Here is a 26,289-nt window from a genome sequence, read left to right on the forward strand (position 1 = left end):
GGCTGCTCTGCGGGAGGAGCGGTGCAATGCCCTACGGTTATTGCACCCTACGCGGAGAAGCTGCTTTAACAAGTAGGGCTTTGCACCACGCGCACTACGCGGAGAAGCTGTTTTAACAAGTAGGGTGCAATAACCGACGGGCATTGCACCACGCGCACCGTTCGCAACCGCCAAGACCCTTAGCTTGCAGTCGGAATCAATCTGCGTCGGATTCCGCGTCCGTGACGGTCACTTTCTTGACCACCGCATAGCGCGCCAGCGTCTGCTTGCGCGCCACATCATGCTGCACCACCGGCAGCGGGTAATTGACACCCAGTTCGACGCCGGCGTGATCCAGCTCCATCTTCGTCAGTAGCCACGGCGCATGAATCTGCTTGTTACCCAGTTGCGCCAATTGCGGCAGATAGCGGCGGATGAAGCGGCCGTCGGTGTCGAATTTTTCGGACTGGGTGATCGGGTTGAAGATGCGGAAATACGGTTGCGCATCACAGCCCGACGACGAGGCCCATTGCCAGCCGCCGTTGTTGGCCGACAGGTCGAAGTCGATCAGTTTTTCAGCAAAGTAGGCTTCGCCGCGACGCCAGTCGATGCCGAGGTCCTTGATTAAAAAACAGGCAGTAACCATCCGCAACCGGTTGTGCATGTAGCCGGTCTGGTTGATCTGCGCCATCGCCGCGTCGACCAGCGGATAACCGGTGCGACCATCGCACCAGGCCTGGAACAGGGTATCGGCAGCCGGACCGGTTTCCCATTGGATCGCATCGTAATCGGGCTTGAACGCACCGCGCACCACGTGCGGATGATGCTGCAAAATCATGAAGTAAAAATCTCGCCAGACCAGTTCGGCCAGCCACGTATTCGCGCCGCTGGCATCGGCTGCGATACGCGCCGCTTCGCAAGCGCGTCGCGCCAGATGGCGGATCGACACGGTACCGAAGCGCAAATGCACCGACAGGTACGACGGTCCCTTGACGGCAGGGAAGTCGCGGGTCTGCTTGTACCTGTCGATGCGCTCCATGAAATTGTCGACCAGTTGCTGGCCTCCGGACATGCCAGTGGGTATGTTCAATTGTGCAAAATTAGAGGGTGCAAAACCGAGTTCGGCCAGCGTCGGCATGACGTGCGCGATCGCACTGACGGCGAAGCGGTCGGCAAGCGGCTCGACCGGATGGGCGCGCACGTGCACATCGGTGCTATCGAACTGCAATTGCCTGAGCCAGGCATTTTTGTACGGCGTGAAGACCGAGAACGGTTTGCCGGCCAGCGACAGCACTTCATCGTTCTCGAAGACGACCTGGTCCTTGCTACTGTGCAGCGCGATGTCGTGCTGCTGCAGCGCGGTGGCGATGGTGGCGTCGCGTGCGATCGCTTGCGGTTCGTAATCGTGATTGATGAAGACTGCCTCGACGCCCAGTTCAAGAGCCAGCGCGGGAATTGCCTCGACCGCGCGGGCATGACGCACGATCAGCGCACCGCCGAGCTTGACCAGTTCAGCGTGCAATTCGGTCAGGCTGGCATGCAGGAATTCGATACGGCGGTCTTGTCCGGGCAAGTGCTGCAGGATGTCACTGTCGAAAATGAAGACGCAAAACACAGCGCGGCTTTGCGTCAGTGCGTGATGCAGCGCGGCCTGGTCGAACACGCGCAGGTCGCGCCGGAACCACATCAGTGAGCGGGAATATGGCAAGTCAGGCAAGGAGGCAGTGGTCATGGAGGTCCGGGCAAAAAGGAAGGGCTGGCGTCATTATCCCTGTTCTGCGCAGGCGTGTCCGGCAGGGAGTCGACCCCGGTGCCCGGCCCCGCAGTGAGCACTTCAGGGCACATCAAAGCTGCTAGAATGCGGCCATGGCGACGCGCAAAAAAACTCCCCCAAGAACTGCCGGCAACGAGCCGCATCAAGACCCGGCCGGACTGGCCGACATCGATGGCGCGCCGTTCGGCATGGACCTGACGAATCACTTCCTGATCGCGATGCCGGCGATGGCCGATCCGGTTTTTGGCGGCACCGTGATTTATCTGTGCGAACACAATGCCCGCGGCGCCCTCGGCGTCATCATCAACAAGCCCACCGACATGACGCTGCAAGTGCTGTTCGAACGAGTCGACCTGACACTCGAAATCAATCCCCGGCATCCGACGTTGCCGGACCATCCGGTGATGTTCGGCGGACCGGTACAGCTCGAACGCGGCTTTGTACTGCATGCGCCGCCCGGATCGTTTTCATCGATGATGAAAGTCACTGACGAGATCGCGCTGACCACCTCGAAAGACGTCCTCGAAGCGGTCGCCGGCGGCCAGGGGCCGGAGCGCTTGCTGGTCACGCTGGGCTGCTCCGGCTGGAGCGCCGGCCAGCTCGAAGATGAAATCATCCGCAATGGCTGGCTTACCGTTGCCGCCGACCCGGCTGTCATTTTCGACCTGCCGGTCGAACAGCGCTTCACCGCCGCAATCCGCCTGCTCGGCATTGATCCGAACATGCTCAACGCCGGGGCGGGGCATGCCTGAGCAAGCCCGTTGATGGAAACCGTCCTCGGGTTTGATTTCGGCCTCAAGCGCATTGGCGTGGCTGTCGGTAATACGGTAATCCGGCAGGCGCAAGCACTCACCATCATCGATGCCGCCACCAACGACGCCAAGTTCGCCGCTATCGCCGCGCTGGTCGCCAGCTGGCAACCGGCCCGCTGTATTGTTGGCATGCCGTTCCATCCGGACGGTGCCGAACATGAAATGTCGGTACGCTGCCGCCGTTTTGCCAATCAATTGCATGGCCGCTACGGTTTGCCCACCGTGTTGGTCGATGAACGCTATACCTCGGCCGTCCTCGGCCAGCAGCGCGGCGAGCGGATCGACGATCGTGCCGCCGCGCTGATTTTGCAACAATACTTTGACGATAATGCCGATGCCCACTCTTCCCCATGAACTTGATGCCGAGGCGCTGTATGCCGACCTCGAGCGACAGATTGCCGCCGTACTCGGCAGCACCGAACACGTCGCGCTGGTCGGGATTTATTCCGGCGGTGCGTGGCTCGCCGAGCGACTGGCCAAAGCCCTGAAGATCGAAGACCGGCTCGGCTTCATTGATGTCTCGTTCTATCGCGATGACGTCGCCGAAAAAGGTTTGCACGCAGCCGTCAAGCCCACCCAGATCGGCTTCGAAGTCGAGGGTGCCACCATTCTGCTGGTCGACGATGTGCTCTACACCGGACGCACCACGCGCGCGGCCATCAATGAACTGTTCGACTACGGCCGTCCGGCGCGCGTCCTGCTGGCGACGCTGATCGATCGTGGTGGCCGCGAATTGCCGGTTGCGCCGGACTTCGTCGCCGCCACCGTCACGCTCGCGCCCGACCAGAACCTGATCCTGCAACAAGGCGCCGATGGCGCGCTCTCCCTCACGGTGAATCATGCATAACCCGCAACTGAACAAGGATGGCGACCTGCAGCATCTGCTGACCATCGAAGGCCTGCCGAAACGTATCGTGCTGGATATCCTCGACACCGCACAATCGTTTGTCGGCATCAGCGACCGCGAAGTCAAGAAGGTCCCGCTGATGCGCGGCAAGAGCGTCTTCAACCTGTTTTTCGAAAACTCGACGCGCACCCGCACCACCTTCGAGATCGCCTCGAAGCGTCTGTCGGCCGATGTCATCAACCTCAATATCCAGGCCTCGAGTGCGACCAAAGGCGAGTCGCTGCTCGACACCATCGACAACCTCGCAGCCATGCATGCCGACATGTTCGTCGTGCGCCATGCCTCGTCCGGTGCGCCGCACCTGATCGCGCGGCATCTGGTCGAGACCGGCCAGTCGCACGTCCACGTGGTCAATGCCGGCGACGGCCGTCACGCCCATCCGACCCAGGGCTTGCTGGACATGTACACGATCCGGCATTACAAAAAAGACTTCAGCAATCTGACGGTCGCCATCGTCGGCGACATCCTGCACAGCCGCGTGGCGCGCTCGGACATCCATGCATTGACCACGCTGGGCGTGCCGGAAATCCGCGCGATTGCGCCGCGCACGCTGCTGCCGGCCGGCCTCGACCAGATGGGTGTGCGGGTCTTCACCGACATCAACGAAGGCTTGAAAGGCGTTGACGTGATCATCATGCTGCGCCTGCAAAACGAACGCATGAGCGGCGCGCTGTTGCCCTCGGCGCAAGAGTTTTTCAAGAGCTATGGCCTGACTCCGGAGCGCCTCGCACTGGCCAAGCCCGACGCCATCGTCATGCATCCCGGACCGATGAACCGGGGTGTCGAAATCGACTCGGCCGTGGCCGACGGCAAGCAGGCCGTGATCCTGCCGCAAGTGACGTTTGGCATCGCAGTCCGGATGGCAGTAATGAGCATATTGGCGAGCAAATAAAACATGAAACTGCATATCCAGCACGGCCACCTGATCGATCCCGCCAACGGCATCGACGCACCGCATGACGTCTACATTGATTCCGGCATCATCGTCGGCATCGGCACCAGGCCGGACGGCTTTGAAGTCAGTCGTGTGTTCGATGCCACCGGCCTGGTTGTCGCGCCCGGCCTGGTCGACCTGAGCGTGCGCTTGCGCGAACCCGGCTACGAATACAAGGCCACCCTCGAATCCGAAATGCAGGCTGCGTTGCAAGGTGGCGTGACCAGCCTGGTCTGCCCGCCCGACACCGATCCGGTGCTCGACGAGCCTGGCCTGGTCGAAATGCTCAAGCACCGCGCGCGCATCCTGAACCAGTCGCATGTGTACCCGCTGGGCGCGTTGACGCGCGGCCTGAAGGGCGAGGCGCTCAGCGAAATGTACGAACTCACCGAAGCCGGCTGCATCGGCTTTTCGCAAGCCGATGAACCGGTGCTCGATACCAACGTCCTGCTGCGCGCCTTGCAATATGCGCAGACCTTCGGCTACACGGTCTGGCTACGGCCGCAACATCCGCACATCGGCGTGACCGGCATCGCGCACAGCGGACCGATCGCCTCGCGGCTGGGTTTGTCGGGCGTACCGGTGATGGCCGAAACCATCTCGCTGCAAACTATTTTTGAACTGGTGCGTGCCACCGGCGCGCGGGTCCACCTGTGCCGGATCTCCTCGGCGGCCGGCATCGAACTGGTGCGCGCGGCCAAGAAGGAAGGCTTGCCGCTGACTTGCGACGTCGGTGCGCATTACCTGCATCTGACCGACCTTGACATCGGCTTCTTCGATTCGAACGCGCGCCTGTCGCCGCCGCTGCGTTCGCAGCGCGACCGCGATGCACTGCGTGCCGGCCTGCTCGATGGCACCGTCGATGCGATCTGCTCCGACCATGCGCCGGTCGACGACGACGAAAAACTGATGCCGTTTGCCGAAGCGTCGCCGGGTGCGACTGGTCTGGAGTTATTGCTCTCGCTGGCGCTCAAATGGGCCGACGAAGACATCGATGCCAAGGCCGGACCACTGTCGCGGGCGCTGGCCAAGATCACGGTGGATGCGGCCCGCGTGGCCGGTTTGCCCGCCGGGAAACTGTCGGTCGGCAGCGTCGCCGATCTGTGCATTTTCGATCCGGCAGCGCGCTGGAAAGTCGAAGCCAAAGCGCTCGCCAGCCAGGGCAAGCACACGCCGTTCCTCGGCTACGAACTCGGTGCGCGCGTGATGGCGACCGTGGTATCGGGACGGCTGGCTTACCTGCGCGGCGCATGACCGCATTGCGCTTGCTGCGGGTTTTCCTGCATGTGCTGCGCGGGCTGTGGACCTGTGCGCTGGTGTTTCCGCTGGTCGGTGCGGACGGGCGCGCACGCCGCATCCGCAGCTGGTCGATCGACCTGCTGGCGATTTTCCGGTTGACGGTGGTGGTGCGGCATGCCGGCAGCGGCGCGCTGGCACCGCGTGCACTGATCGTCGCCAATCATGTGTCTTGGCTGGATATCTTTGTCATCAACGCGATGCAGCCGTGCCGCTTCGTGGCCAAGTCGGATATCCGCAGCTGGCCGGTGCTGGGGTTTCTGTGCGCGCGTTCGGGGACAATTTTTATTGCCCGCGGCCGCGTGCGCGACGTCCGGCGGATTTTTCAGGACCTGGTCAGCAGCATCCGCAATGGAGAACATGTGGCGTTTTTTCCGGAGGGGACCACCTCGGCGCAAGGATCGCTGCTGCCATTCCACGCCAACCTGTTCGAAGCCGCCATCGATGCCGGTGTGCCGATCCAGCCGCTGGCGCTGCGCTATGTCGATGCCAATGGCGCGCTCGCGCCGCAAGCAGACTTCATAGGCGAGATGACCTTCGCCGAAAGCATGATGGTGATCCTCAAAGCGCCGAGGCTAACCGCCGAGCTGATCGTATTGCCACTGATCGATAGCACTGGTGCCCACCGGCGCGAGCTAGCCCCTGCAGCGCGGACCGCTATTGCGGGGGCGCTGGGATATTCCGGTTGATTATTCATCCGGCACCTGAAACTGCGGGCAACTGACCTGCACCAGCTTGCGGTCCGACAGACGCACTGCACTCAGTTGACCACCCCACAGGCAACCACTGTCGAGGCCGATCAGGTTCGGCCGTAGCGTCAGTCCGCGTGCCGACCAGTGGCCGTAGACCACCGTCACACCGGCACTTAGACGCCCCGGTACATCAAACCACGGCACCAGTAGCTGTGCCGACTCGTCGGGATTTTTCAGGACCATGCTGCCGTCGGGCTTGCACAAGCGCATCCGCGTCAGGCCATTGACGATGCAGCGCAGGCGCTCGGCACCGGTCAGCGCATCGTCCCAGCGCTCGGGGGCGTTGCCGTACATCGTGCGCAGGAAGTCGACCCAGTCCGGGCCACGCAACGCGGTTTCGACTTCGCCCGCGCGCGCCAGCGTTTGCGCCACCGTCCACTGCGCCGGCACACCCGCATGCACCAGCAGATGGCCGTCCACCCATTGCGCCAGCGCCTGCCGGCGCAGCCAGTCGAGCAAGTCATCGCGGTCCGGCGCGCTTAAAATTTCATCGAGGGTGTCCGACCGGCTGCTCTTGCGGATACCGTGCGCGACTGCCAGCAAATGCAGGTCATGGTTGCCGAGTACGCAGCTGGCGCGTTCGCCGAGGCTGCGGATCAGGCGCAGCGTATCCAGTGAGCGCGGGCCGCGATTGACCAGATCACCGACGAAGAACCAGCGCGCGTCCGGATCGTCGCGCAAGACCTTCTCCATCAACGATTCCAGCTGGCCGGCACAGCCCTGCAGGTCGCCGATCGCGTACAGAGAGGGCCGGGCGGATAAATTATTCGTCGAAATCATGTAAGCAGTCTTGCAAGAAAGGGGAAGGGTGGATGTTTGCCTTTAAAATCACGCATCGGCATTCTGTCACGCCTGCAGCATGCCCCGCATTTTTGAACTCACTGAAAGAGTCTCCACATGTTGCCACTCTCGAAAAATATCTTCAAAGCCTATGACATCCGCGGCATCGTCGGCACCACCCTCGATACCGGCATTGCCCACAGCATCGGTCAGGCCTTCGGCAGCGCGATGCTGGCCAAAGGCGAGACCGTCGCCGTGATCGGCCGCGATGGTCGCCTGTCCGGCCCCGAACTGACGGCCGCACTGGCCAAGGGCTTGCAAGCCGCTGGCGTCGACGTAATCGACCTCGGCGTGGTCGCCACGCCGATGGTCTACTTCGGCACCAACGTGCTCGAAACGCGCTCCGGCATCATGGTCACCGGCAGCCACAATCCGCCCGACTACAACGGCTTCAAGATGGTGCTGGCCGGCGAAGCGATCTACGGCGACACCATCATGGCGCTGCATGACGCCATCGTCGCCAAAGACCTGCGCAGCGGCGCCGGCACCTACCGCACCCACAACATCAACCAGGCGTATCTGGAACGCATCCTCGGCGACGTCAAGCTGGCGCGGCCAATGAAGATCGTCGTCGATTGCGGCAACGGTGTCGCGGGCGCGTTTGCCGGCGACCTGTATCGCGGCATGGGTTGCGAAGTGACCGAACTGTTCTGCGAAGTCGACGGTACGTTCCCGAACCACCATCCCGATCCGGCCCACCCTGAAAACCTGCAGGACCTGATCCGCGCGCTGCAATCGGGCGACGCCGAAATCGGCCTGGCCTTCGATGGCGACGGCGACCGGCTCGGACTGGTCACCAAGGATGGCCAGATCATTTATCCCGACCGTCAATTGATGCTGCTGGCCGAAGATGTGCTGAAACGTCATCCGGGCGAGCAAGTGCTGTACGACGTCAAGTGCACGCGCCACCTCGCGCCGTGGATCGCAGCGCGTGGCGGCGTGCCGCTGATGTGGAAGACCGGACACTCGCTGGTGAAAGCCAAGATGCGTGAAACCGGCGCGCCTATCGGCGGCGAAATGAGCGGCCACATCTTCATCAAAGACCGCTGGTACGGTTTCGATGATGGCCTTTACGCCGGCGCGCGCATGCTCGAATTGCTGAGCCGGATGAGCGATCCGTCGGCCGTGCTGAACGCGTTGCCGCAATCGACCAGCACGCCCGAACTGCAGCTCGAACTCAACGAAGGCGAAAGCTTCGCGCTGATCGACCAGCTGAAAGCCGAGGCAACATTCCCCGGCTCGGATGAGCTGATTACCATCGACGGCTTGCGGGTCGAATATCCGGATGGCTTCGGCCTGGCGCGCGCGTCGAACACGACACCAGTAGTCGTGATGCGCTTCGAAGCCGAAACGCCCACCGCGCTGGCGCACATCCAGTCGGAATTCAAACGCGTGATCCTGGCCGCCAAGCCGGACGCCAAGCTGCCCTTCTGAGGACGGCGCGGCATTGAATATCCTGCTGGTGCGCGTGTCGTCGCTGGGCGACGTCGTGCACAACATGCCCATCGTGGCTGACATCCTGCGTCACGTGCCGGATGCCCGTATCGACTGGGTTGTCGAAGAAGGCTACACCGCGCTGGTACGCCTGAACCCGGGCGTGCATCGCGTGATCCCGTTCGCCTTGCGACGCTGGCGCAAGAGCCTGGCGAGTGCCGCCACGCGGGCCGAGATGGGTGCGTTCCGGCGCAGCCTGCGCGAGGTCGAGTACGACTTCGTCTTCGATACGCAAGGCTTGCTGAAAACCGCTGCCGTCATGCGACTGGCCCTGCTGGCACCGGCCGGCCAGCGCGTCGGCCTGGCCAACGCCACCGAAGGCTCGGGCTACGAAGCGATCTCGCGCATCTTCCATACCTTCAGCGTGCCGGTCGGCGTGCGCACGCATGCGGTCGAACGCGGCCGCGTGGTGGTGGCGACGGCGCTCGGGTATGCACTTGATACGCCGGCTGATTTCAATTTGTCGGCACCACCGGCCGGGCCGCGTCCCGACTGGTTGCCGATGCAACCGTATGCGGTGTTTTTTCATGCCACCGCGCGCGCGGCCAAGCAGTGGCAGGTCGCGCACTGGATCACGATTGCTGCCGACCTCGCCGCGCGCGGCATACCGGTCCTGCTGCCGTGGGGCAGTCCGTCCGAAAAGATCGCTGCCGGACAGCTCGCCGCGCAGATGCCGAACGCGCAGGTACTGCCCAAATTATCGATGATGGACGCGGTCCTGCTGGCGCACGATGCCGCGCTGGCGATCGGTGTCGATACCGGTCTCACGCATATCGCCGCCGCCTTCAACCGGCCCACCATTGAGCTGTACATCGATTCGCCGCGCTGGAAAACCGAAGGCAACTGGTCGCCCGATATCATCAACCTCGGTGATGAAGGACAATCGCCAACGGTCGACGACGTGCGTCGTGCGATGGCGGCGCTGCTGTAATGGTGCGACGCTTGTATTCGCTGGCCTGGTGGCTTGCCGTGCCGCTGATACTGGCGCGGCTGTGGTGGCGCGGGCGGCAGGAACCGGGTTACCGGCAGCACATTGCCGAGCGTTTCGGCCTTGCACCGCGCCGCACCCGCACGGCGCCGCTGCTGTGGCTGCATGCGGTGTCGGTCGGTGAAACCCGCGCCGCCGAACCGCTGATCGATGCGCTGCTGCTGGCCTATCCGGGGCATGACCTGCTGCTCACGCACATGACGCCGACCGGTCGCGCCACCGGTGCTGATCTGTTCGGGCATTACGGTGCGCGCCTGCAGCAAGCCTATCTGCCGTATGACACCGGCACGATGGTCGGCCACTTCCTCGACAATTTTTCGCCGCGCATCTGCATCCTGATGGAGACCGAACTGTGGCCCAACGTGATGGCGTGCTGCACCGCGCGCGGCGTGCCGGTGGTGCTGGTCAATGCGCGCCTGTCGGAACGCTCGCTGCGCAAGGCGCAACGGCTCGGTAAGCTTATTGCCGACGCGGCGGCGCAGCTGACCTGCGTCGCGGCCCAGACTCCCGACGACGCGACGCGCATCCGCAGTCTTGGCGTGCGCGATGTGCATGTCACCGGCAGCATCAAGTTCGATGTCACGCCGCCGCCGCTGGCGCTGCAGGCCGGTACGCAATTGCGTCACCAGATCGGCGCACGGCCGGTGCTGTTGTGTGCGAGTACGCGCGCCGGCGAAGAACTGCTGCTGCTTGATGCGCTGGCCCGCAGCGACCTGCCGGCCGAGGTGCTGCTGCTGATCGTGCCGCGTCATCCGCAACGCTTCAATGAAGTCGCGATGCTGATCGCCGAGCACGGCCTCGACATGCAGCGCCGTTCGGTGGTCGGCGCGCAGGCGGTCGATGCGAAGGTACTGCTGGGCGACACGATGGGCGAGATGTTCACTTATTTCAGTGCCGGCGATATTGCCTGGATAGGCGGCAGCCTGTTGCCGCTGGGCGGACAAAATCTGATCGAAGCCTGCGCGGTCGGCAAGCCGGTCCTGCTGGGTCCGCACACCTTCAATTTCGCGCTGGTCAGCGATGAAGCGATCGCGGCAGGCGCTGCCCTGCGCGTGGCCGATGCCGATACGCTGTTGAGTACGGCAGCGCTGCTGTTGCGCGATGAGGCCTTGCGGACGGCGATGGGCGAGCGTGCGCTGCAGTTTGCACAGCAGCATCGCGGTGCGACGCGCCGGACGATGGCGGTGGTGGCGGCGGTGATGCCGGATGATGCGCTAAACCGACGCTGAGGTGCCGGCGGTGGGCGACGTGTTTATATTGACCGATGATGTGTACTGGTTGACTTACAAGGAATGGCCATGAGCCCTGCCTCACCAAAAAACGTTACCGAACCAGCCACCCATATCACTCTGTCACTTGCGGTGGTCAACGAAGCCAGTGCGTTGGGAATGAATGTTTCGCAAACCTGCGAACGCTTGCTCCAGGACGCAATCCGTGTCGAGCGCGAACGGCGTTGGGCAGTGGATAACGCTGATTTCGTGCAAGCCTACAACCAGACCTTCGATGCCGAAGGATTGCCACTGGCACAGTGGCGCGCTTTTTAAAATGCCGCGCTTTGACGTGTATCGCAACCCAGGCGATCACCAGTTTCGTAGGGTGCAATAACCGAAGGGCATTGCACCGCAAACGGACCACGTGGTGCAATGTCCTTCGGTTATTACACGCTAACGACAATCGGGAAGGCAGTTACGGTGCACTAACTTGCGGAAAAGCGCCGATTTTCCCAGCCGTTTTTACAAAGGCCTTGTCGAAAGTTTTAAATCCAGCCTCTTCTGAGCTCATGGCCAGATGCAGTGCGTCCCCAAAATCTAATCCGCTTTCATACCATTGCGTGGCGTGAGCCAGTGCATCGATATGGTGAGGCCTGAAATTTTCCAGTCCGCATAAAAGCCGGATTGATTTGGCGATTTGCGATCGCTCGCAATCGCAGGATTCCAAGACCCAGACCAACTCCAGGAATACGGTAATGGGTGCCGTGCAAATATCGGACCCATGCAACAGTTTTTATGCGGCGGCTGCTTGCGCAGGGGAATCGTTTAGCAAATATCGAACAAGAATGTTGGCGTCCAGCGAAATCATGGGCGGACCGTGCCTGACGGGTGTTTATTTGCTGGCATTGTCGTTTGCCTTGAGACGGCCTTTGATGCATGCCTTGATCTCGTCATCGTTGGGCAAGGTTCTTCCCGGTTTAGCCAGGAAGCCACGAACTTCGGCTGGAATCGTTTTCGGGAAGTGCGTGGAGGGCGTCAGTGTCAGTCCGGTTGCGGTCGACCTGATAACAAGTTCCGTGCCGGCAGGCCAGTGCAAGTCATCCCGCATGGCTTTCGGAATAACGATCTGACCTTTGCTGGAGAGTTTGACTTTTTCCATGGTGTTGTTCACGAAGAGGTAAGGTTTTGATCTTACCTTACCGCGATGTGCCGTCAAACCCTCCCTGTGCTTTCGGCGGAACCGAACTAGCGACAACAACTCACGATGACTTACCCTGGCTGGGCCGTTGCCGTCAGTCCGCCACCCAGTGACCGGTATAAGTCCACCGCATTGGTCAGCCTGAGCAAGCGCGTCTGCACCAGCGCCTGCTTCGCAATGAACAGTTCGCGCTGCGCATCGACGACGTCGAGCGCACTGGAAATGCCGTTATCAAAGCGCTGTTGTGCCAGTGTCAGTCGCACGGTCTGCGCCGTGACGACGGCTTGCTGGGCGACGACCTGCTCTTCCAGCAAACCGCGCGCCACCAGCGCATCCGATACTTCACGGAAGGCGATCTGAATGACTTTTTCGTAGTCGACCACGGCAAGATCGGTACGGACCTGCGCCAGCGTCAGGTTGCTGCGATTGCGTCCGGCATCAAAGATCGGCAGCACCAGTTGCGGGGCAAATGACCAGCTGCCGGAGCCGGCCTCGAACAGGCCGGACAGCGCATTGCTGCTTGAGCCGGCCGCGGCGGTCAGCGAAATGCGCGGGAAGAAGGCGGCACGCGCTGCGCCGATATTGGCATTGGCCGACTTCAGGCGCTGTTCGGCGGCACGGATGTCGGGCCGGCGCATCAGCAGGTCCGAAGGCAGGCCGGCCGCGATGCTGGTGATGATGTTTTCATCGGAGAGCAAGGGTGCTGCGGGCAGGTCGGTGGTGGCGCGGCCCACCAGCAGCGTCAGCGCATTGCCGGCCTGGGCGCGCTGGCGTTGCAGCGTCAGTTGCGCGACACGGGCGGTTTGCACCAGCGTTTCGGACAGGCGCAGGTCAAGTTCCGACGAGGCCCCGACGTCATAGCGCTGTTGCGCCAGTTGGTAGGCCTGCACGCGACCTTCCAGCGTCTGGCGTGCCAGCATCAGTTGTTCGTCAAAGCCGCGCTCGGACAGATAGGCCTTGGCGACTTCGGCAACCAGGCTGATCTGCACCGACAGCCGCGCCTCGGTGGTGGCCAGGAATTGCGCCAGCGCCGCGTCATTGAGGCTGCGCACCCGACCAAAAAAGTCCAGCTCGAACGCGGCCAGGCCAAGACCGACCTGATACGTGCCGCCAATGGCCGGTTGCCCTGTCATCGACAGCGAACCGGGAACGCGGGCGCGGGCACCGCTGGCCGTACCGTTGATCGCGGGCAGCAGGTCAGCGGACTGCACGTTGTATAGCGCACGTGCTTCTTCGATGCGCAACGCGGCGGTGCGCAGGTCGCGGTTATCGATCAGTGCGGCGGTGATCAGCGCTTGCAGCCGCTGGTCCGGAAAAAACGTGCGCCAGCCGGTATCGGCGGCGCTGACGGTGCCGTCGGCGTTACCGGCAAACGTGGCCGCCACCGGTGCGGCGGGTTGCACGTATAGCGGGGCCATCGAGCAGGCACTCAGCAGACCGGCGGCAAGCATTATCAAAGTCAACCGGGTCATTCTTGTTCTCCCTGCTTGGTTTCATGGTGGGCGGCCAGTGCCAGCTTGCGCTCACGTTCGCTGCCCTTGAAGAAGGTCCGGATAATCACGAAGAACACGGGCACGAAGAACACCGCCAGCACTGTCGCGGTAATCATCCCGCCCATCACGCCGGTACCGATGGCACGTTGACCGGCCGAACCGGCACCGGATGCCAGCACCAGCGGCAGCACCCCGAGGATGAAGGCCAGCGAGGTCATGATGATCGGGCGGAAACGCAGGTGGACCGCTTCCAGCGTCGCCTCGATCACGCTCTTGCCCTGCGCTTGCAGATCCTTGGCGAACTCGATGATCAGGATCGCGTTCTTGGCCGACAGGCCGATCGTGGCAATCAGGCCCACTTTGAAATACACGTCGTTCGGCAAATCGCGAAAACTCGCCCCGAGCAGCGCACCCAGTACGCCGAGTGGCACCACCAGCAAGACCGCAATCGGGATGGTGGCGCTTTCGTACAGCGCGGCCAGCACCATGAAAACGATCAGCAGCGACAGCGCGAACAGGGCAGGTGCTTGCGAGCCGGAGGTTTTTTCTTCCAGTGACTGACCCGTCCACTCGAAGCCGAAGCCGGCTGGCAGCTGCTTCATCAGGTTTTCCATCTCGGTCAGTGCTTCGCCGGAGCTGCGACCCGGCGCTGCATCACCCGAGATCTTCATCGCCGGATAGCCGTTGTAGCGCACCAGTTGTACCGGACCAACGATCCAGCGGGAAGTCACGAACGACGACATCGGCACCATCGCGCCGCTGCTACTGCGCACATACAGCTTGAGCAGGTCTGACGGTTGCTGGCGTTCCGGCGCATCGGCTTGCACGATCACGCGTTGCTGGCGACCCTGGTTCGGGAAGTCGTTGATGTACGACGAGCCGAGTGCGGTCGACAGCGTGGCATTGATGTCGGCAAACGCGACGCCAAGCGCATTGGCCTTGTCGCGGTCGATATCAAGTTGCAGTTGCGGTGCATCGTCGAGTCCTTCCGGACGCACGCCGACGAGTACCTTGCTCTGTCCAGCCAGTCCGAGCAGCTGGTTGCGTGCCGCCACCAGCGCAGTATGGCCGAGGCCGGCCCTATCCTGCAGACGGAACGTGAAGCCGGTGCCGTTGCCCAGTTCGGGAATCGGCGGTGGCGTGACCGGGAAAACGATCGCGTCGCGGATGCTCGAGAACTCGCGCATCGCGCGGCCGGCCAGTGCGCTGGCGGACTGGTCGGCATTGCGCTCGCTCCAGTCTTTCAGCGGCACGAACACCAGGCCGGCATTCTGGCCATTGCCTGAAAAACTGTATCCGGCGACGGCGACGGTACGGGCCACTTCAGGCTGCTTGAGGTAAAAATTCTCGACTTCCTCGAGTACTTTCAAGGTCCGTCCGGTACTGGCACCGGCGGGCAGTTGCACGTTGGTGACGATGTAGCCCTGATCTTCGGTCGGCAGGAAGGCCGATGGCAGACGGGTGTATAGGAAGCCGACAACCAGCAGGATGCCGCCATAGACCAGTGTGTAGCGCAGCGTGCTGTTGAGCATCTTGCCGACAAAGCTCTGGTAGCCCGAGGCAGTGCGGCCAAAGCCCCGATTGAACCAGCCGAAGAAACCTTTCTTTTCGGTGTGGTGGCCGGCTTTGACCGGTTTCAGGATGGTGGCGCACAGTGCCGGCGTTAGCGTCAGCGCCAGCAGCGCGGAGAACGCCATCGAGGACACCATCGACAGCGAAAACTGCCGGTAGATGGCGCCGACTGCACCACCAAACATGGCCATCGGCAGGAATACCGCAATCAGTACCAGCGTGATACCGATGATCGCGCCGGTGATCTGGCCCATTGCCTTGCGGGTGGCGTCACGCGCCGACAAGCCTTCTTCGCTCATGATGCGTTCGACGTTTTCAACCACCACGATCGCGTCGTCGACCAGAATGCCGATGGCCAGCACCATGCCGAACATCGTCAGGACGTTGATGGAGAATCCGAACAGTGACATCACGCCGAACGTACCCATCAGGGCGATAGGCACGACGATGGTCGGGATCAGCGTGGCGCGGAAATTTTGCAGGAACAGATACATCACCAGGAACACCAGCAAGATGGCTTCGAGCAGCGTCTTGACCACTTCCTCGATCGAAATCTTGACGAAGGTCGAGGTGTCATACGGAATGTCGTAGCGCACGCCCTCCGGGAAGAATTTGGACAGCTCTTCCATTTTGGCGCGCACGGCCGTTGCGGTGCCAAGGGCATTGCCGGACGGGGACAGTTGCACTGCGATAGCGGCGGTCGGTTTGCCGTTCAGGCGTGCCGAGGTGCCGTAGGCCTGACCGCCGATATCGATACGGGCAACGTCGCGCAGCAGCACCGTCGAGCCATCCGGATTGGCACGCAGGACCACTTTGCCGAATTCTTCCGGCGTTGCGAGCTGGCCGGTGACGATGATCGGTGCCGAATACTGTTGCGTAGTCGGGCTGGGCAATTCGCCCAGCGTACCGGCCGTGACCTGCGCATTTTGTGCACGCACGGCGCTGGTGACATCGGCGGTGGTCAGCTTGTAGCCGACCAGCTTGGCCGGATCGAGCCAGATCCGCATTGCCCGCTCGGTACCGAACAGCTGGGCTTCGCCGACCCCCGGTACGCGTTTGAGTTCATTGAGGACATTGCGCGAAATGTAGTCGCCCAGTGCGATCGGATCGAGCTTGCCATCGGTCGACGATAGCGACGTAAACAGCAGAATGTTGCTGCGCGATTTGGTGACCTGCACGCCCTGCTGCGTGACGACTTGCGGCAAGCGCGCCTCGACCCGTTTCAGGCGGTTCTGGACATCGACAGCGGCTAGATTGGGATCGGTGCCCGGCTCGAACGACACGGTAATGCGAACCTGGCCGTTGGCCTGGCTTTGCGATTCCATGTACTTCAAGCCCTCGGCACCGTTCATTTCCTGTTCGATCAGGCTGGTGACGCTGTCATCGAGCAACTGGGCAGACGCGCCCGGATAGGTTGCGGCGATGACCACGGAAGGCGGAGCGATGGAAGGGTATTGCGAGACAGGCAGGCTCGTGATGGAGAGCGCACCCGCCAGCACGATGAACAGTGCCAGCATCCAGGCGAAGACCGGTCGGTCAATAAAAAAATGTGCCATGCCGGACTCCTTATTTCGCTGCAGCGGCAGCCGGTGCCGGCTTGGCTCCGGCGGCAGGAGCAGTCATTGCCGCAGGGGCGGTGTCAGTGTCTTTCCACTGGATTGTCTTGACGGTGGCTCCCGGTTTGATCTTCTGGAAACCTTCGACGATGACTTTGTCACCGGCATTCAGGCCGTCGGTGACGATCCATTTGTTGCCTTGCGACGTGCTGGTCTTGATCTTGCGCACCACGACTTTGTCTTCTGCGCCGACCAGCATCACGGTCGCTTCCTGACCAGTGCGCTGCACCGCTTGTTGCGGCACCGTGATGGTGGCTTCGTTAATGGCTTGCTCTATGTTGGCGCGGACATACATGCCTGGCAGCAGCAGCCGGTCCGGATTCGGGAATTCGGCGCGCAGCGTGATGGCCCCTGAGCTTTCATCGACGCTCAGATCGGAAAACAGTAGCTTGCCGGATTGCGAATACGTCTTGCCGTCTTCAGTCACCAGTGTCACTTTGGCCAAGCCCTTGCCGGCACTTTGTAACTGGCCGCTGGCCATCGCACGCTGCAGGCGCAGCACTTCGATGCTCGACTGTGTCATGTTGACGAATACCGGGTCGACTTGCTGGACGATGGCCAGCGGGGTGGCTTCACCGAGGCCGACCAGCGCACCTTCGGTCACCAGCGCACGGCCGATGCGACCGGAGATCGGCGCGGTAACCGTGGCGTAGCCCAGATTCAGGCTGGCAACCTGGCGTGCGGCTTTACCGGCGGCGAGGTCGGCACCGGCTTGCGTCTTTGCGGTGACCGCATCGTCGTATTCCTGCTTGCTGATGGCGTTGGTTTTGACCAGTGGCGCATAGCGCTGCACTTTTAATGATGCTTGTGCGAGGTTGGCATCGGCTTTCGCCACGACGGCCTGGGCGCTGTCATAAGCGGCCTTGAAGGCTGCCGGATCGATCCGGTACAAGACGTCGCCGGCCTTGACTTCACTGCCTTCGCGGAACACCCGCTTCTGGACGATACCGGCAGCACGGGCACGCACCTGGGCGATGCGGCTGGCTTCGATGCGACCCGGCAGTTCAGTGGTCACCGGCATGCTGCCCGGTGTCACGGTGACGATGGCCACTTCGGTGGGCGGCGCCTTGGTGGCAGCCGGAGGCTTATTGTCACTACAGGCAGCAAGCGCCGCGAGCAGCAACAGGGAAGCGCTCAAGCGCAACGTGGAATCAGGTCGGGTCAGGCGCATGGAATTCTCGCAATGGAAGGTCGTACTGTTATTGGTATAGGGACGGGTGCGACACGGGTCGCTAAAGTTGGTGCGGTGCATGAAATGTGAGTTTCTTCGTGCATGCCGGCCATGTCGTGTTGGATGGTAGTATACATACATTCAATGATGTATGTATTGTGCGGTGCAGTGCAGCATTTTTATCCAGGCAATTATGTCCCGATCGACAAAAGAAGAAGCCCTTGAAACCCGCAGCCGCATCCTCGATGCGGCTGAAAATGTCTTTCACGCTCACGGCGTGACACGCACGTCGCTGGCGGATGTGGCGACAGCCGCGAACGTCACGCGTGGCGCAATTTACTGGCATTTCAAGAACAAGGGGGATTTGTTCAATGCCATGTGTGAGCGAGCGCACTTACCGCTGGAAGCGATGGTGTTAGAGAGCGCCGATCATCCCGACCGCGAACCGCTCGACCAGCTGCGCGCCGGCATCCTGTTTGCGATCAACGACATCGTTCACAACCCGCAGACGCGGCGGGTCTTCGAAGTCATTTTTCACAAATGCGAGCTGGTCGATATCGATGACCCGATCCGTGTCCGTCAGCACGAAGGCTTCAATGACTGCATGCACAATATCGAGCGATTGCTCATTCTGGCGTGCGCGCAGGGCCAGTTGCCGGCGACGCTGGATACGCATCTGGCGACGGTCAGCCTGCATGCGATGCTCGAAGGCCTGATCAATAACTGGCTGTTTTCACCGCAAAGTTTTGATCTTGGCAGGCAGTCCGGACGGCTGCTTGATGCGTGCTTTGCTATGTTGCGCTGTGCGGAGTCGTTGCGAACGACTTAATCCCGTGAGGAGCGTTGCTGCGTCTGCGTGCGTTCATACACGTCGGCGTCGCGCACCGATCCGCCCTCTGCCTGGGTCAGCAGCATCAGCTTGAAGTACTTGTGATAAGTGGTTTCGGCCGCGCACAGCGCGACGATCAGCCCGGCCCGGCCATCCAGAAAACCGCGCTTGAACACGAACGAACGCAGGAAGGCCGACAGGGCGTGCACGAACGCCTTGCGCAGCGTGGCGCGTTTGCCGGCCGCAAAGGCCTGGCGGGCGCCCAGCTCCGAATACTGTTCCACCTTGCGCAGAAAGTCGCTGTCGTCGCGGTAACTGTAATGAATGATCGGACTGTGCAGGTAGCCGATTTTGCCGCCGTTGACCAGCACCCGTTCGTGCACCAGGCTGTCCGAGAACCGGCCGCTGCCGCGTCGCCATAACCGGATCACGTGATCCGGATACCAACCCGAATGACGGATGAACTGGCCGCAGAAACTCGACAGCCTTGGTAGCGCATACGCATCGTGTTGCGGAGCGGCGATGACGGCGAGGATTTCGTCACGCAATGCCGGCGTGATACGCTCGTCGGCATCCAGCGACAAGATCCAGTCACCATCGGCAGCGGCCAGCGCGCGATTTTTTTGTGGACCGAAGCCGGGCCAGTCGGTCGTCTCGATGACGCTGGCACCAGCAGCGCGGGCCAGTCCGACAGTGCCGTCCGTGCTACCTGAATCTACTATAATCCACTGGTTTGCAAATCCGACGCTGTCCATGCAGGCGCCGATATTTCGTGCCTCATTTTTTGTGATGACAATGACAGAGAGTTTCATAACACCTAAGGTGGGATCGCACAATTGTTCACGGGGTGCTTGCCCGAGGCCGGCAGCGGCGCTCAAGGTACATCCCGGCATGCTGCCACTGCGGCAGCCAGTCCGGAGAATTGTAAACGCTTTCTTCCGCCGTTCCCGCCTGCTTACCCCGTAAAGTCCCCGATGAAATTGCCTCCCCATCTGATGCGCCTGGCGCGCATGCTCAAGCCATTCCGTGGTCGCCTCGGGCTGGCCTTCCTGGGGATGGCGATCACCGCCTCGACCGAACCGATGTTCCCCGCGGTGATGAAAACCCTGCTCGACAATGGCTTCGTCGGCAAATCGACGATCCCGCTGTGGACCGTGCCGGTCGCCGTGATCGGCATGTTCGTGCTGCGCGGGCTCTCGACTTTTCTGACGACCTACATGATGACCTGGGTCTCGACCCATCTGCTCAATATCCTGCGCCGGCAAATGTTCAGTCGCCTGCTGGATGTGCCGGCGCAATTCTACGAGCGCACCTCGGTCGGACGTGTCATCAACTCGATGATGTTCGAGGTCCAGCAAATCATTGAAATGGTCACCAAGGTATTCACCTCGCTGATCCGTGACAGCCTTACTGTCATCGTGTTGCTGGCATTTTTGTTGTGGTTGAACTGGCGTCTGACTATCGTCGCGCTGGTGTTGCTGCCGCTGATGGCGATTGTGGTCCGGATGACCGGCAAGCGGCTGCGCAAGCTCACGCGTGACTTCCTCGATGTCAATGCCGAACTGACGCAGGTCATCGAAGAAACCACCCGCGCCCAGCAGGTCATCAAGATCTTCGGTGGCCATGACTATGAAAAAAGCCGCTTCGAACAGCGTGCGGTCAAGCTGCGCAATTATTCGATGCGCATGGCCAGTACCTTCGCCGCGACCGTCCCGATCACGCAGATCATGGCCTCTTGCGCGGTGTCGGTGGTGATCGTGATTGCGCTGTTGCAGTCCGGCCAGAACCAGATCACCGCCGGCGGTTTCGTCTCGTTCATCACCGCGATGCTGATGCTGCTGACACCGCTCAAGCACCTGGCCGAAGTCAACGGCCCGCTGCAACGCGGCATCGCTGCAGCGGAAGCGGTCTTCGCGCTGATCGATACGCCGCCCGAACGCACCAATGGCGTCGCGCTGACCGGCCGCTCGGTTGGTCACATCGAATTCCAGAACGTCTGCTTTGCCTATCCCGAGCAGACCTTGCCGGCGCTGGCCAATATCAACCTGACCATCCATCCCGGCGAGACGGTCGCCTTCGTGGGGATTTCGGGCGGCGGAAAATCGACGCTGGTCAATCTGGTGCCGGGGTTTCATACGCCGCAATCGGGCCAGATCTGCCTCGACGGCGCGCCACTCGATTCGTTGTCGCTGACCAGCCTGCGCTCGCAGATGGCCATGGTCAGCCAGAACGTCGTCCTGTTCGATGACACCGTCGCTGCCAACATCGCCTATGGCGATCCGGAACCGGATCGCGCACGGGTCGAAGCCGCCGCCAGCGCAGCGCATCTGACCGAAATGATCGCGGCCTTGCCGAAAGGTTTTGACACGCCGATTGGCGATAACGGCAGTCGCTTGTCCGGTGGCCAGCGCCAGCGCATGGCGATTGCCCGCGCGATCTACAAGGACGCACCGATCCTGATTCTCGACGAAGCCACCTCGGCACTCGACAACGAATCCGAGCGCGCGGTCCAGTCCGCGCTGGTCGACCTGATGCAGAACCGCACCACGCTGGTCATTGCCCACCGGCTCTCGACGATTGAGCGGGCCGACCGCATCGTGGTGCTGGTTAGCGGTCATATCGTCGAATTGGGCACCCATGCCGAACTCCTGGCGCGCGATGGCGTCTACGCTAGCCTGCACCATTTGCAGTTTGAAAAGGAAGCCGTCTGATGACCCTGCATGATCCGTACTTTTTCTTCCTCTCGATCGCCACCTCGCCGCCCGTCTGCGTGGCGCACCGGTGACCCGCACACTGGTTATTTCTCCCAACTGGATCGGTGACGCCGTGATGGCGCAACCGCTGCTCAAGCTGCTCAAACTGGCCCATCCCGACCGGCCGATCGACGTCCTGGCACCGGCCTGGGTGGCACCGGTGTGGTACGCGATGGCCGAAGTCGATAGCGTCATCGAAACACCGTTCCGGCATGGCGCGCTGCAGTTGCGCGAGCGCTGGCGGTTTGCGCGCCAGCTGCGCACGCGTGATTATGGCGCTGCCTACGTGCTGCCCAATACGCTCAAGTTCGCGCTGATCCCATGGCTGGCCGGGATTGCGCAGCGGGTCGGCTATGTCGGCGAATCGCGTTACGGATTGCTCAACACGCTGCACCGCGACGACAAGCAATTGCCGCGGCCGATGGTGGCGTTTTACGCCGCACTGGCGCAGCCGCCGGCGGCCTCGGTGCCACAGCCGGCCGAGTTGCCACGGCCGACACTGACGGTGGAGGCGGCGCAGGTGAACGCGGCCTGGCAGAGCGCAAAACTGCAGGTCGGACGGCCGCTGGTGGTGTTCGCGCCGGGTGCCGAATTCGGTTCCGCCAAGCGCTGGCCGATTACCCATTTTGCCGAGTTGGCCGGGCTGCTGCAGCAGGCGATTCCGGAGGTGCAGGTCGTCATCCTCGGTTCGGAGAAGGATCGCCCGGTCGGCGAGGCGATCACGACCATCATGCCGTTCGTCACCAACCTGGCGGGCAGTACCGCGCTGACAGAGGCGATTGCGCTGATCGCCAAGGCCGATGCGGTAGTCAGCAATGACTCCGGATTGCTGCACATTGCCTCGGCGCTCAACCGCAAGATCGTCGCGTTGTACGGACCGACGGATCCGGCTCATGCGCCACCGTTTGCGGATGTCTTCCGGACGATTTACCTGGCGCTGGAGTGCGCGCCCTGCAAGCAGCGCGAATGTCCGCTGGGGCATCACCGGTGCATGAAGGATATTGCGGCGGGGAGGGTGATGGAGGCGTTGCGGGAGATGGATGGAGCGGCGGTAGCGGGTTAGGCCGACGGTATTGGCGTACGGATGTGCTGCGCCTGATGCAATACCCTGCGGTTATTACACCCAACATCCTGCGGAAAGCCGCTCGTCCTGAGCGGCTCACCCGCCAATTACTCCTCGCGCAACCACACCTGCGTGCGCCCCAGCATCGGCATGCCGATATACCCGCGCACATTGAGTTTTTTGCCTTCGTCACTGAGCGTCATCTTGCTCTTGTAGACCTTGCCATTGTTCGGATCAAGAATGGTACCGCCGGTAAATTCGCTACCTTCAGCGCGCATCCCGTTGACGATGGTCATGCCCAGGATAGGCTGGCCCTTGTTGGCACCCTCGCACTTGTCGCAATTCGGATGCTTGTCATCGGTCGACGGGAAGATTTTTTCTATCTTTCCTTTCAGCTCGCCGTTGCTGTCGCTGATGCGGATCAGCGCCTTCGGCTGACCGTTGCCGTCATCGATGCTTTTCCAGAGTCCGACCGGCGAACTCTGGGCCAGTGCGCCGGTTGCCAGCAACAGTCCGACGGTCAGTGCCGCCAGGTTTTTTGTCTTGATCATGCATGTCTCCTTGTAATGGAACGGCTCAGGCTACAGGTAATTTGGCGTACTGTTCGCGCAGTTTTTCCAGCGTGCCGATAAAGCCGGCCAACCGGTCCTGTTCGCCCTGTACCACCGCTGCCGGTGCCCGCGCCACGAAGGCTTCGTTGCCCAGTTTGGCGTGGCCCTTGGTGATCTCGCCTTCGAGGCGGGTGATCTCCTTGAGCAGGCGTTCGCGTTCGGCGGCGATGTCGATCTCGACCTTCAGCATCATCCGTGCATTGCCGACGATAGACACCGGTGCCGGCGACTCCGGCAGCGCATCGACCACCTGCACCTCCGACAGTTTGGCCAGCGCCTGCAGGTACGGCGCGAACGATTGCAGTTGCGCCGCATCGGCACCCGCAGCGGTTTCGAGGATCAGCGGCACGCGCACCGCCGGCGACAACTGCATCTCGCCGCGCAGGTTGCGGCAGGCATCGGTCATGGTCTTGAGCTGCGTCATCCAGCTTTCGGCGGCCTCGTCGATCCTGTCCGCTTGCGCCACCGGATAGGCTTGCATCATGATCGAATCACCAGTCGCAGCGAGCACCTTGCCCGACAGCGGCGCGACGGTTTGCCACAGTTCTTCGGTGATGAACGGGATGATCGGATGGGCCAGGCGCAGCGTGGTTTCGAGCACCTTCAGCAGCGTGCGACGGGTGCCGCGCTGGTGCGCTTCGTTGCCGTGCTGGATCTGCACCTTGGCCAGTTCGAGGTACCAGTCGCAGTACTCGTCCCAGATGAACTTGTAGATCGACGACGCGATATTGTCGAAGCGGTAGTCGGCAAAACCCTTGGCGACATCGGCTTCGGTGCGCTGCAAGGTCGAAACGATCCAGCGGTCGGCCTGCGAGAATTCCAGATAACCCGACTCATCGCGTTCCTCGACGCCGCAATCCTTGTCGACCGTATTCATCAGCACAAAGCGGGTCGCATTCCATAGCTTGTTGCCGAAGTTGCGATAGCCCTCGCAGCGCGCCAGATCAAAATTGATGTTGCGACCGAGCGAGGCATAACTGGCCATCGTGAAGCGCAGCGCATCGGTGCCGAAGGCGGGAATGCCATCGGGGAATTCCTTGCGGGTGGCTTTCTCGATCTTGGTCGCGTCGCGCGGATTCATCAGGCCGGTGGTGCGCTTGGCGACCAGCGCATCAAGCTCAATGCCATCGATCAGGTCGATAGGGTCCAGCGTATTGCCCTTCGACTTGGACATTTTCTGGCCGGCGCCGTCGCGCACCAGGCCATGCACGTAGACGGTATCGAACGGCACCTTACCGGTGAAGTGGGTGGTCATCATCACCATCCGCGCGACCCAGAAAAAGATGATGTCGAAGCCCGTCACCAGCACCGTCGATGGCAGGAACATCTTGTAGTCGGGGGTTTCTTCCGGCCAGCCCAGTGTCGAAAACGGCACCAGCGCCGACGAGAACCAGGTATCAAGCACATCGGCATCACGCCGCAGCGTCTTGCCCGGCGCTTGCGCCTGCGCTTCGGCTTCGGTACGGGCGACATAGATTTTGCCGTCCTCGTCATACCAGGCCGGAATCTGATGGCCCCACCACAGCTGCCGAGAAATACACCAGTCCTGGATATTGTTGAGCCACTGGTTGTAGGTGCTGGTCCAGTTCTCGGGAATCATCTTCACTTCGCCGCTGGCGACTTTTTCCAGTGCGACTTCGGCGATCGATTTGCCCGGGAAGTGTGTGCCTTCCGGTGCCGGCTTCGACATCGCCACAAACCACTGGTCGGTCAGCATCGGTTCGATCACGACGCCGGTACGGTCGCCACGCGGGACCATTAATTTGTGCGGCTTGACGCTGTCGAGCAAGCCGAGCGCATCGAGGTCGGCGACGATTTCCTTGCGTGCCACGAAGCGGTCCATGCCCTGATATTTGGCCGGGCCGTTCTCGTTGACCTTCGCGTCCAGCGTGAAGATATTGATCATCGGCAGTTGATGGCGCTGGCCGACTGCATAATCGTTGTTGTCATGCGCCGGCGTGATCTTCACGCAGCCGGTGCCGAATTCCTTGTCGACATAGCTGTCGGCGATGATCGGGATTTCACGGTCACACAGTGGCAGCTTGAGCATCTTGCCGATCAGGTGCACGTAGCGCGCATCGGTCGGGTCGACCGCCACGGCGGTGTCGCCGAGCAGGGTTTCAGGACGCGTCGTGGCCACCGTCAGGTGCCCGCTGCCATCGGCCAGCGGATAACGGATATGCCACATGAAGCCTTCTTCTTCCTCCGACACCACCTCCAGGTCCGACACCGCCGTGCCCAGCACCGGATCCCAATGCACCAGTCGCTTGCCGCGATAGATCAGGCCTTGCTCGAACAGCCGCACGAACACTTCGGTGACGGTGCCCGAGAGCTTCGGATCCATCGTGAAATATTCGCGGCTCCAGTCGGTCGAGGCACCCATCCGGCGCATCTGGCCAGTGATGGTCGAGCCGGATTGTTCTTTCCATTCCCAGACTTTCTCGACGAATTTCTCGCGGCCAAGGTCATGGCGCGACAGCTTTTGCGCATCGAGTTGCCGTTCCACGACGATTTGTGTGGCAATACCAGCGTGATCGGTGCCGGGAACCCACAGTGTATTGAACCCACTCATCCTGTGATAGCGGGTCAGGCCATCCATGATGGTTTGATTGAAGGCGTGACCCATGTGCAGCGTGCCGGTGACATTCGGTGGTGGCAATTGAATGCTGAAGGCCGGCTTGTCAGCGTCGAGGGTGGCGCCGTAATAACCGCGCGCTTCCCAGGTGGACCGCCAGTGCTTTTCAATTTCGGCGGGCTCGAACGACTTGGCTAATTCCATGATGGGTGTCTGGTAGAGAAAAGAAGTCCGCATTATAAGGCAGGCATGGTGCAGGAAGCCGTTGTCCGGGCGGGCGTTGGCAGCCTTCTTCGTACAGATCGTCGATTGCCTAAAAGGACCGCATCATGACCGTCATCACCGGCACCGGTGTGCTGATAGTCAGCTTGAGCTTGGTTTTATTTACGGTATTTGCGGAGAAAAAATCGCAATCACGGCG

The 26,289-nt window shown here is 61.6% G+C and carries 23 protein-coding genes; 13 read left to right on the top strand and 10 right to left on the bottom strand.

From position 1 onward, the window contains the following. Positions 1–196: 196 nt before the first annotated feature. Positions 197–1,711 carry a deoxyribodipyrimidine photo-lyase gene (locus RHM62_RS04965; RefSeq protein ID WP_322124449.1) on the bottom strand — a complete coding sequence of 505 codons (1,515 nt, stop codon included), beginning with the start codon at positions 1,709–1,711 and terminating at the stop codon, positions 197–199. Positions 1,712–1,845: 134 nt separating this feature from the next. Here RHM62_RS04965 and RHM62_RS04970 point away from each other — a divergent pair, with 134 nt between their 5' ends. From RHM62_RS04970 to RHM62_RS04995, 6 genes are read left to right on the top strand one after another with little or no spacing between them, the layout of a single operon-like run. Then, positions 1,846–2,505, top strand: a complete 660-nt coding sequence (locus RHM62_RS04970) for a YqgE/AlgH family protein (RefSeq protein ID WP_416172289.1) — start codon at positions 1,846–1,848, stop codon at positions 2,503–2,505. A gap of 12 nt (positions 2,506–2,517) precedes the next feature. Beyond that, positions 2,518–2,919 carry a Holliday junction resolvase RuvX gene (gene ruvX, locus RHM62_RS04975; RefSeq protein WP_322124450.1) on the top strand — a complete coding sequence of 134 codons (402 nt, stop codon included), beginning with the start codon at positions 2,518–2,520 and terminating at the stop codon, positions 2,917–2,919. Further along, positions 2,900–3,412, top strand: a complete 513-nt coding sequence (gene pyrR, locus RHM62_RS04980) for a bifunctional pyr operon transcriptional regulator/uracil phosphoribosyltransferase PyrR (RefSeq protein ID WP_322124451.1) — start codon at positions 2,900–2,902, stop codon at positions 3,410–3,412. The genes ruvX and pyrR overlap by 20 nt, the downstream gene beginning before the upstream one ends. Then, positions 3,405–4,364 carry an aspartate carbamoyltransferase catalytic subunit gene (locus tag RHM62_RS04985; RefSeq protein ID WP_009665600.1) on the top strand — a complete coding sequence of 320 codons (960 nt, stop codon included), beginning with the start codon at positions 3,405–3,407 and terminating at the stop codon, positions 4,362–4,364. The genes pyrR and RHM62_RS04985 overlap by 8 nt, the downstream gene beginning before the upstream one ends. Positions 4,365–4,367: 3 nt before the next feature. Then, on the top strand, positions 4,368–5,660 hold the full coding sequence (locus RHM62_RS04990) for a dihydroorotase (protein ID WP_322124452.1): 1,293 nt from the start codon (positions 4,368–4,370) through the stop codon (positions 5,658–5,660). Next, positions 5,657–6,391, top strand: a complete 735-nt coding sequence (locus tag RHM62_RS04995) for a lysophospholipid acyltransferase family protein (RefSeq protein ID WP_322124453.1) — start codon at positions 5,657–5,659, stop codon at positions 6,389–6,391. Before RHM62_RS04990 ends, RHM62_RS04995 begins: the two co-directional genes overlap by 4 nt. Here the strand turns inward: RHM62_RS04995 and RHM62_RS05000 are convergent, their stop codons facing one another. Further along, positions 6,392–7,234: a symmetrical bis(5'-nucleosyl)-tetraphosphatase gene (locus tag RHM62_RS05000; RefSeq protein ID WP_322124454.1), complete on the bottom strand. Its 843-nt coding sequence runs from the start codon at positions 7,232–7,234 to the stop codon at positions 6,392–6,394. A gap of 117 nt (positions 7,235–7,351) precedes the next feature. Between RHM62_RS05000 and RHM62_RS05005 the strand changes: the two genes are divergently transcribed. The 4 genes from RHM62_RS05005 to RHM62_RS05020 all read left to right on the top strand — a co-directional run bounded on the left by RHM62_RS05005 (position 7,352) and on the right by RHM62_RS05020 (position 11,320). Continuing rightward, complete coding sequence (locus RHM62_RS05005; protein ID WP_322124455.1) at positions 7,352–8,728, top strand: phosphomannomutase/phosphoglucomutase; 1,377 nt, start codon at positions 7,352–7,354, stop codon at positions 8,726–8,728. 13 nt (positions 8,729–8,741) lie between these two features. After that, positions 8,742–9,719 carry a lipopolysaccharide heptosyltransferase I gene (gene waaC / locus RHM62_RS05010; RefSeq protein ID WP_322124456.1) on the top strand — a complete coding sequence of 326 codons (978 nt, stop codon included), beginning with the start codon at positions 8,742–8,744 and terminating at the stop codon, positions 9,717–9,719. After that, positions 9,719–11,005, top strand: a complete 1,287-nt coding sequence (waaA, locus tag RHM62_RS05015) for a lipid IV(A) 3-deoxy-D-manno-octulosonic acid transferase (protein ID WP_322124457.1) — start codon at positions 9,719–9,721, stop codon at positions 11,003–11,005. The genes waaC and waaA overlap by 1 nt, the downstream gene beginning before the upstream one ends. A gap of 69 nt (positions 11,006–11,074) precedes the next feature. Next, the gene (locus RHM62_RS05020; RefSeq protein WP_322124458.1) at positions 11,075–11,320 is read left to right on the top strand and encodes a type II toxin-antitoxin system CcdA family antitoxin; all 246 of its coding nucleotides are present in this window, start codon (positions 11,075–11,077) and stop codon (positions 11,318–11,320) included. A 142-nt stretch (positions 11,321–11,462) separates the two neighbouring features. On the opposite strand, the gene RHM62_RS05025 is transcribed toward RHM62_RS05020, so the two are convergent. From RHM62_RS05025 to RHM62_RS05045, 5 genes are all read right to left on the bottom strand, one after another. Then, the gene (locus tag RHM62_RS05025; protein WP_322124459.1) at positions 11,463–11,714 is read right to left on the bottom strand and encodes a hypothetical protein; all 252 of its coding nucleotides are present in this window, start codon (positions 11,712–11,714) and stop codon (positions 11,463–11,465) included. A gap of 165 nt (positions 11,715–11,879) precedes the next feature. Then, a complete protein-coding gene (locus RHM62_RS05030; RefSeq protein WP_322124460.1) occupies positions 11,880–12,146 on the bottom strand; it encodes an AbrB/MazE/SpoVT family DNA-binding domain-containing protein in 267 nt (88 codons plus the stop codon). 110 nt (positions 12,147–12,256) lie between these two features. Then, entirely contained in the window at positions 12,257–13,657 is a 1,401-nt protein-coding gene (locus RHM62_RS05035) for an efflux transporter outer membrane subunit (protein ID WP_322124461.1), read from the bottom strand. Then, positions 13,654–16,806, bottom strand: a complete 3,153-nt coding sequence (locus RHM62_RS05040) for an efflux RND transporter permease subunit (RefSeq protein ID WP_322124462.1) — start codon at positions 16,804–16,806, stop codon at positions 13,654–13,656. The genes RHM62_RS05035 and RHM62_RS05040 overlap by 4 nt, the downstream gene beginning before the upstream one ends. A gap of 10 nt (positions 16,807–16,816) precedes the next feature. Beyond that, positions 16,817–18,037 (bottom strand): efflux RND transporter periplasmic adaptor subunit, encoded by a 1,221-nt coding sequence (locus tag RHM62_RS05045; RefSeq protein WP_322124463.1) that lies wholly within the window; start codon positions 18,035–18,037, stop codon positions 16,817–16,819. A 193-nt stretch (positions 18,038–18,230) separates the two neighbouring features. On the opposite strand from RHM62_RS05045, the gene RHM62_RS05050 reads away from it, so the two are divergent. Next, entirely contained in the window at positions 18,231–18,866 is a 636-nt protein-coding gene (locus tag RHM62_RS05050; RefSeq protein ID WP_322124464.1) for a TetR family transcriptional regulator, read from the top strand. On the opposite strand, the gene RHM62_RS05055 is transcribed toward RHM62_RS05050, so the two are convergent. Further along, a complete protein-coding gene (locus RHM62_RS05055; protein WP_322124465.1) occupies positions 18,863–19,678 on the bottom strand; it encodes a glycosyltransferase family 2 protein in 816 nt (271 codons plus the stop codon). The genes RHM62_RS05050 and RHM62_RS05055 overlap by 4 nt on opposite strands. Positions 19,679–19,840: 162 nt before the next feature. Here RHM62_RS05055 and msbA point away from each other — a divergent pair, with 162 nt between their 5' ends. Together msbA and waaF are read left to right on the top strand one after the other, a co-directional pair. Then, positions 19,841–21,577 carry a lipid A export permease/ATP-binding protein MsbA gene (gene msbA, locus RHM62_RS05060; protein ID WP_322124466.1) on the top strand — a complete coding sequence of 579 codons (1,737 nt, stop codon included), beginning with the start codon at positions 19,841–19,843 and terminating at the stop codon, positions 21,575–21,577. A 70-nt stretch (positions 21,578–21,647) separates the two neighbouring features. Continuing rightward, a complete protein-coding gene (gene waaF / locus RHM62_RS05065; protein WP_322124467.1) occupies positions 21,648–22,682 on the top strand; it encodes a lipopolysaccharide heptosyltransferase II in 1,035 nt (344 codons plus the stop codon). Positions 22,683–22,789: 107 nt separating this feature from the next. On the opposite strand, the gene RHM62_RS05070 is transcribed toward waaF, so the two are convergent. Both RHM62_RS05070 and RHM62_RS05075 read right to left on the bottom strand, forming a co-directional pair. After that, positions 22,790–23,233, bottom strand: a complete 444-nt coding sequence (locus tag RHM62_RS05070) for a DUF2147 domain-containing protein (protein ID WP_322124468.1) — start codon at positions 23,231–23,233, stop codon at positions 22,790–22,792. A 25-nt stretch (positions 23,234–23,258) separates the two neighbouring features. Then, positions 23,259–26,072 carry a valine--tRNA ligase gene (locus RHM62_RS05075; RefSeq protein WP_322124469.1) on the bottom strand — a complete coding sequence of 938 codons (2,814 nt, stop codon included), beginning with the start codon at positions 26,070–26,072 and terminating at the stop codon, positions 23,259–23,261. Positions 26,073–26,289 lie beyond the last annotated feature (217 nt).

The sequence above is a fragment of the Actimicrobium sp. CCC2.4 genome, assembly GCF_034347385.1.
Lineage (GTDB): Bacteria > Pseudomonadota > Gammaproteobacteria > Burkholderiales > Burkholderiaceae_D > Actimicrobium.

Excerpts from the sequence above, each read along its gene's own strand:
- RHM62_RS04965 (WP_322124449.1), bottom strand. The coding sequence starts at position 1,711 with ATGACCACTGCCTCCTTGCCTGACTTGCCATATTCCCGCTCACTGATG.
- RHM62_RS04970 (WP_416172289.1), top strand. The coding sequence starts at position 1,846 with ATGGCGACGCGCAAAAAAACTCCCCCAAGAACTGCCGGCAACGAGCCG.
- ruvX (WP_322124450.1), top strand. The coding sequence starts at position 2,518 with ATGGAAACCGTCCTCGGGTTTGATTTCGGCCTCAAGCGCATTGGCGTG.
- pyrR (WP_322124451.1), top strand. The coding sequence starts at position 2,900 with ATGCCCACTCTTCCCCATGAACTTGATGCCGAGGCGCTGTATGCCGAC.
- RHM62_RS04985 (WP_009665600.1), top strand. The coding sequence starts at position 3,405 with ATGCATAACCCGCAACTGAACAAGGATGGCGACCTGCAGCATCTGCTG.
- RHM62_RS04990 (WP_322124452.1), top strand. The coding sequence starts at position 4,368 with ATGAAACTGCATATCCAGCACGGCCACCTGATCGATCCCGCCAACGGC.
- RHM62_RS04995 (WP_322124453.1), top strand. The coding sequence starts at position 5,657 with ATGACCGCATTGCGCTTGCTGCGGGTTTTCCTGCATGTGCTGCGCGGG.
- RHM62_RS05000 (WP_322124454.1), bottom strand. The coding sequence starts at position 7,234 with ATGATTTCGACGAATAATTTATCCGCCCGGCCCTCTCTGTACGCGATC.
- RHM62_RS05005 (WP_322124455.1), top strand. The coding sequence starts at position 7,352 with ATGTTGCCACTCTCGAAAAATATCTTCAAAGCCTATGACATCCGCGGC.
- waaA (WP_322124457.1), top strand. The coding sequence starts at position 9,719 with ATGGTGCGACGCTTGTATTCGCTGGCCTGGTGGCTTGCCGTGCCGCTG.
- RHM62_RS05020 (WP_322124458.1), top strand. The coding sequence starts at position 11,075 with ATGAGCCCTGCCTCACCAAAAAACGTTACCGAACCAGCCACCCATATC.
- RHM62_RS05030 (WP_322124460.1), bottom strand. The coding sequence starts at position 12,146 with ATGGAAAAAGTCAAACTCTCCAGCAAAGGTCAGATCGTTATTCCGAAA.
- RHM62_RS05035 (WP_322124461.1), bottom strand. The coding sequence starts at position 13,657 with ATGACCCGGTTGACTTTGATAATGCTTGCCGCCGGTCTGCTGAGTGCC.
- RHM62_RS05040 (WP_322124462.1), bottom strand. The coding sequence starts at position 16,806 with ATGGCACATTTTTTTATTGACCGACCGGTCTTCGCCTGGATGCTGGCA.
- RHM62_RS05045 (WP_322124463.1), bottom strand. The coding sequence starts at position 18,037 with ATGCGCCTGACCCGACCTGATTCCACGTTGCGCTTGAGCGCTTCCCTG.
- RHM62_RS05050 (WP_322124464.1), top strand. The coding sequence starts at position 18,231 with ATGTCCCGATCGACAAAAGAAGAAGCCCTTGAAACCCGCAGCCGCATC.
- RHM62_RS05055 (WP_322124465.1), bottom strand. The coding sequence starts at position 19,678 with ATGAAACTCTCTGTCATTGTCATCACAAAAAATGAGGCACGAAATATC.
- msbA (WP_322124466.1), top strand. The coding sequence starts at position 19,841 with ATGAAATTGCCTCCCCATCTGATGCGCCTGGCGCGCATGCTCAAGCCA.
- RHM62_RS05070 (WP_322124468.1), bottom strand. The coding sequence starts at position 23,233 with ATGATCAAGACAAAAAACCTGGCGGCACTGACCGTCGGACTGTTGCTG.
- RHM62_RS05075 (WP_322124469.1), bottom strand. The coding sequence starts at position 26,072 with ATGGAATTAGCCAAGTCGTTCGAGCCCGCCGAAATTGAAAAGCACTGG.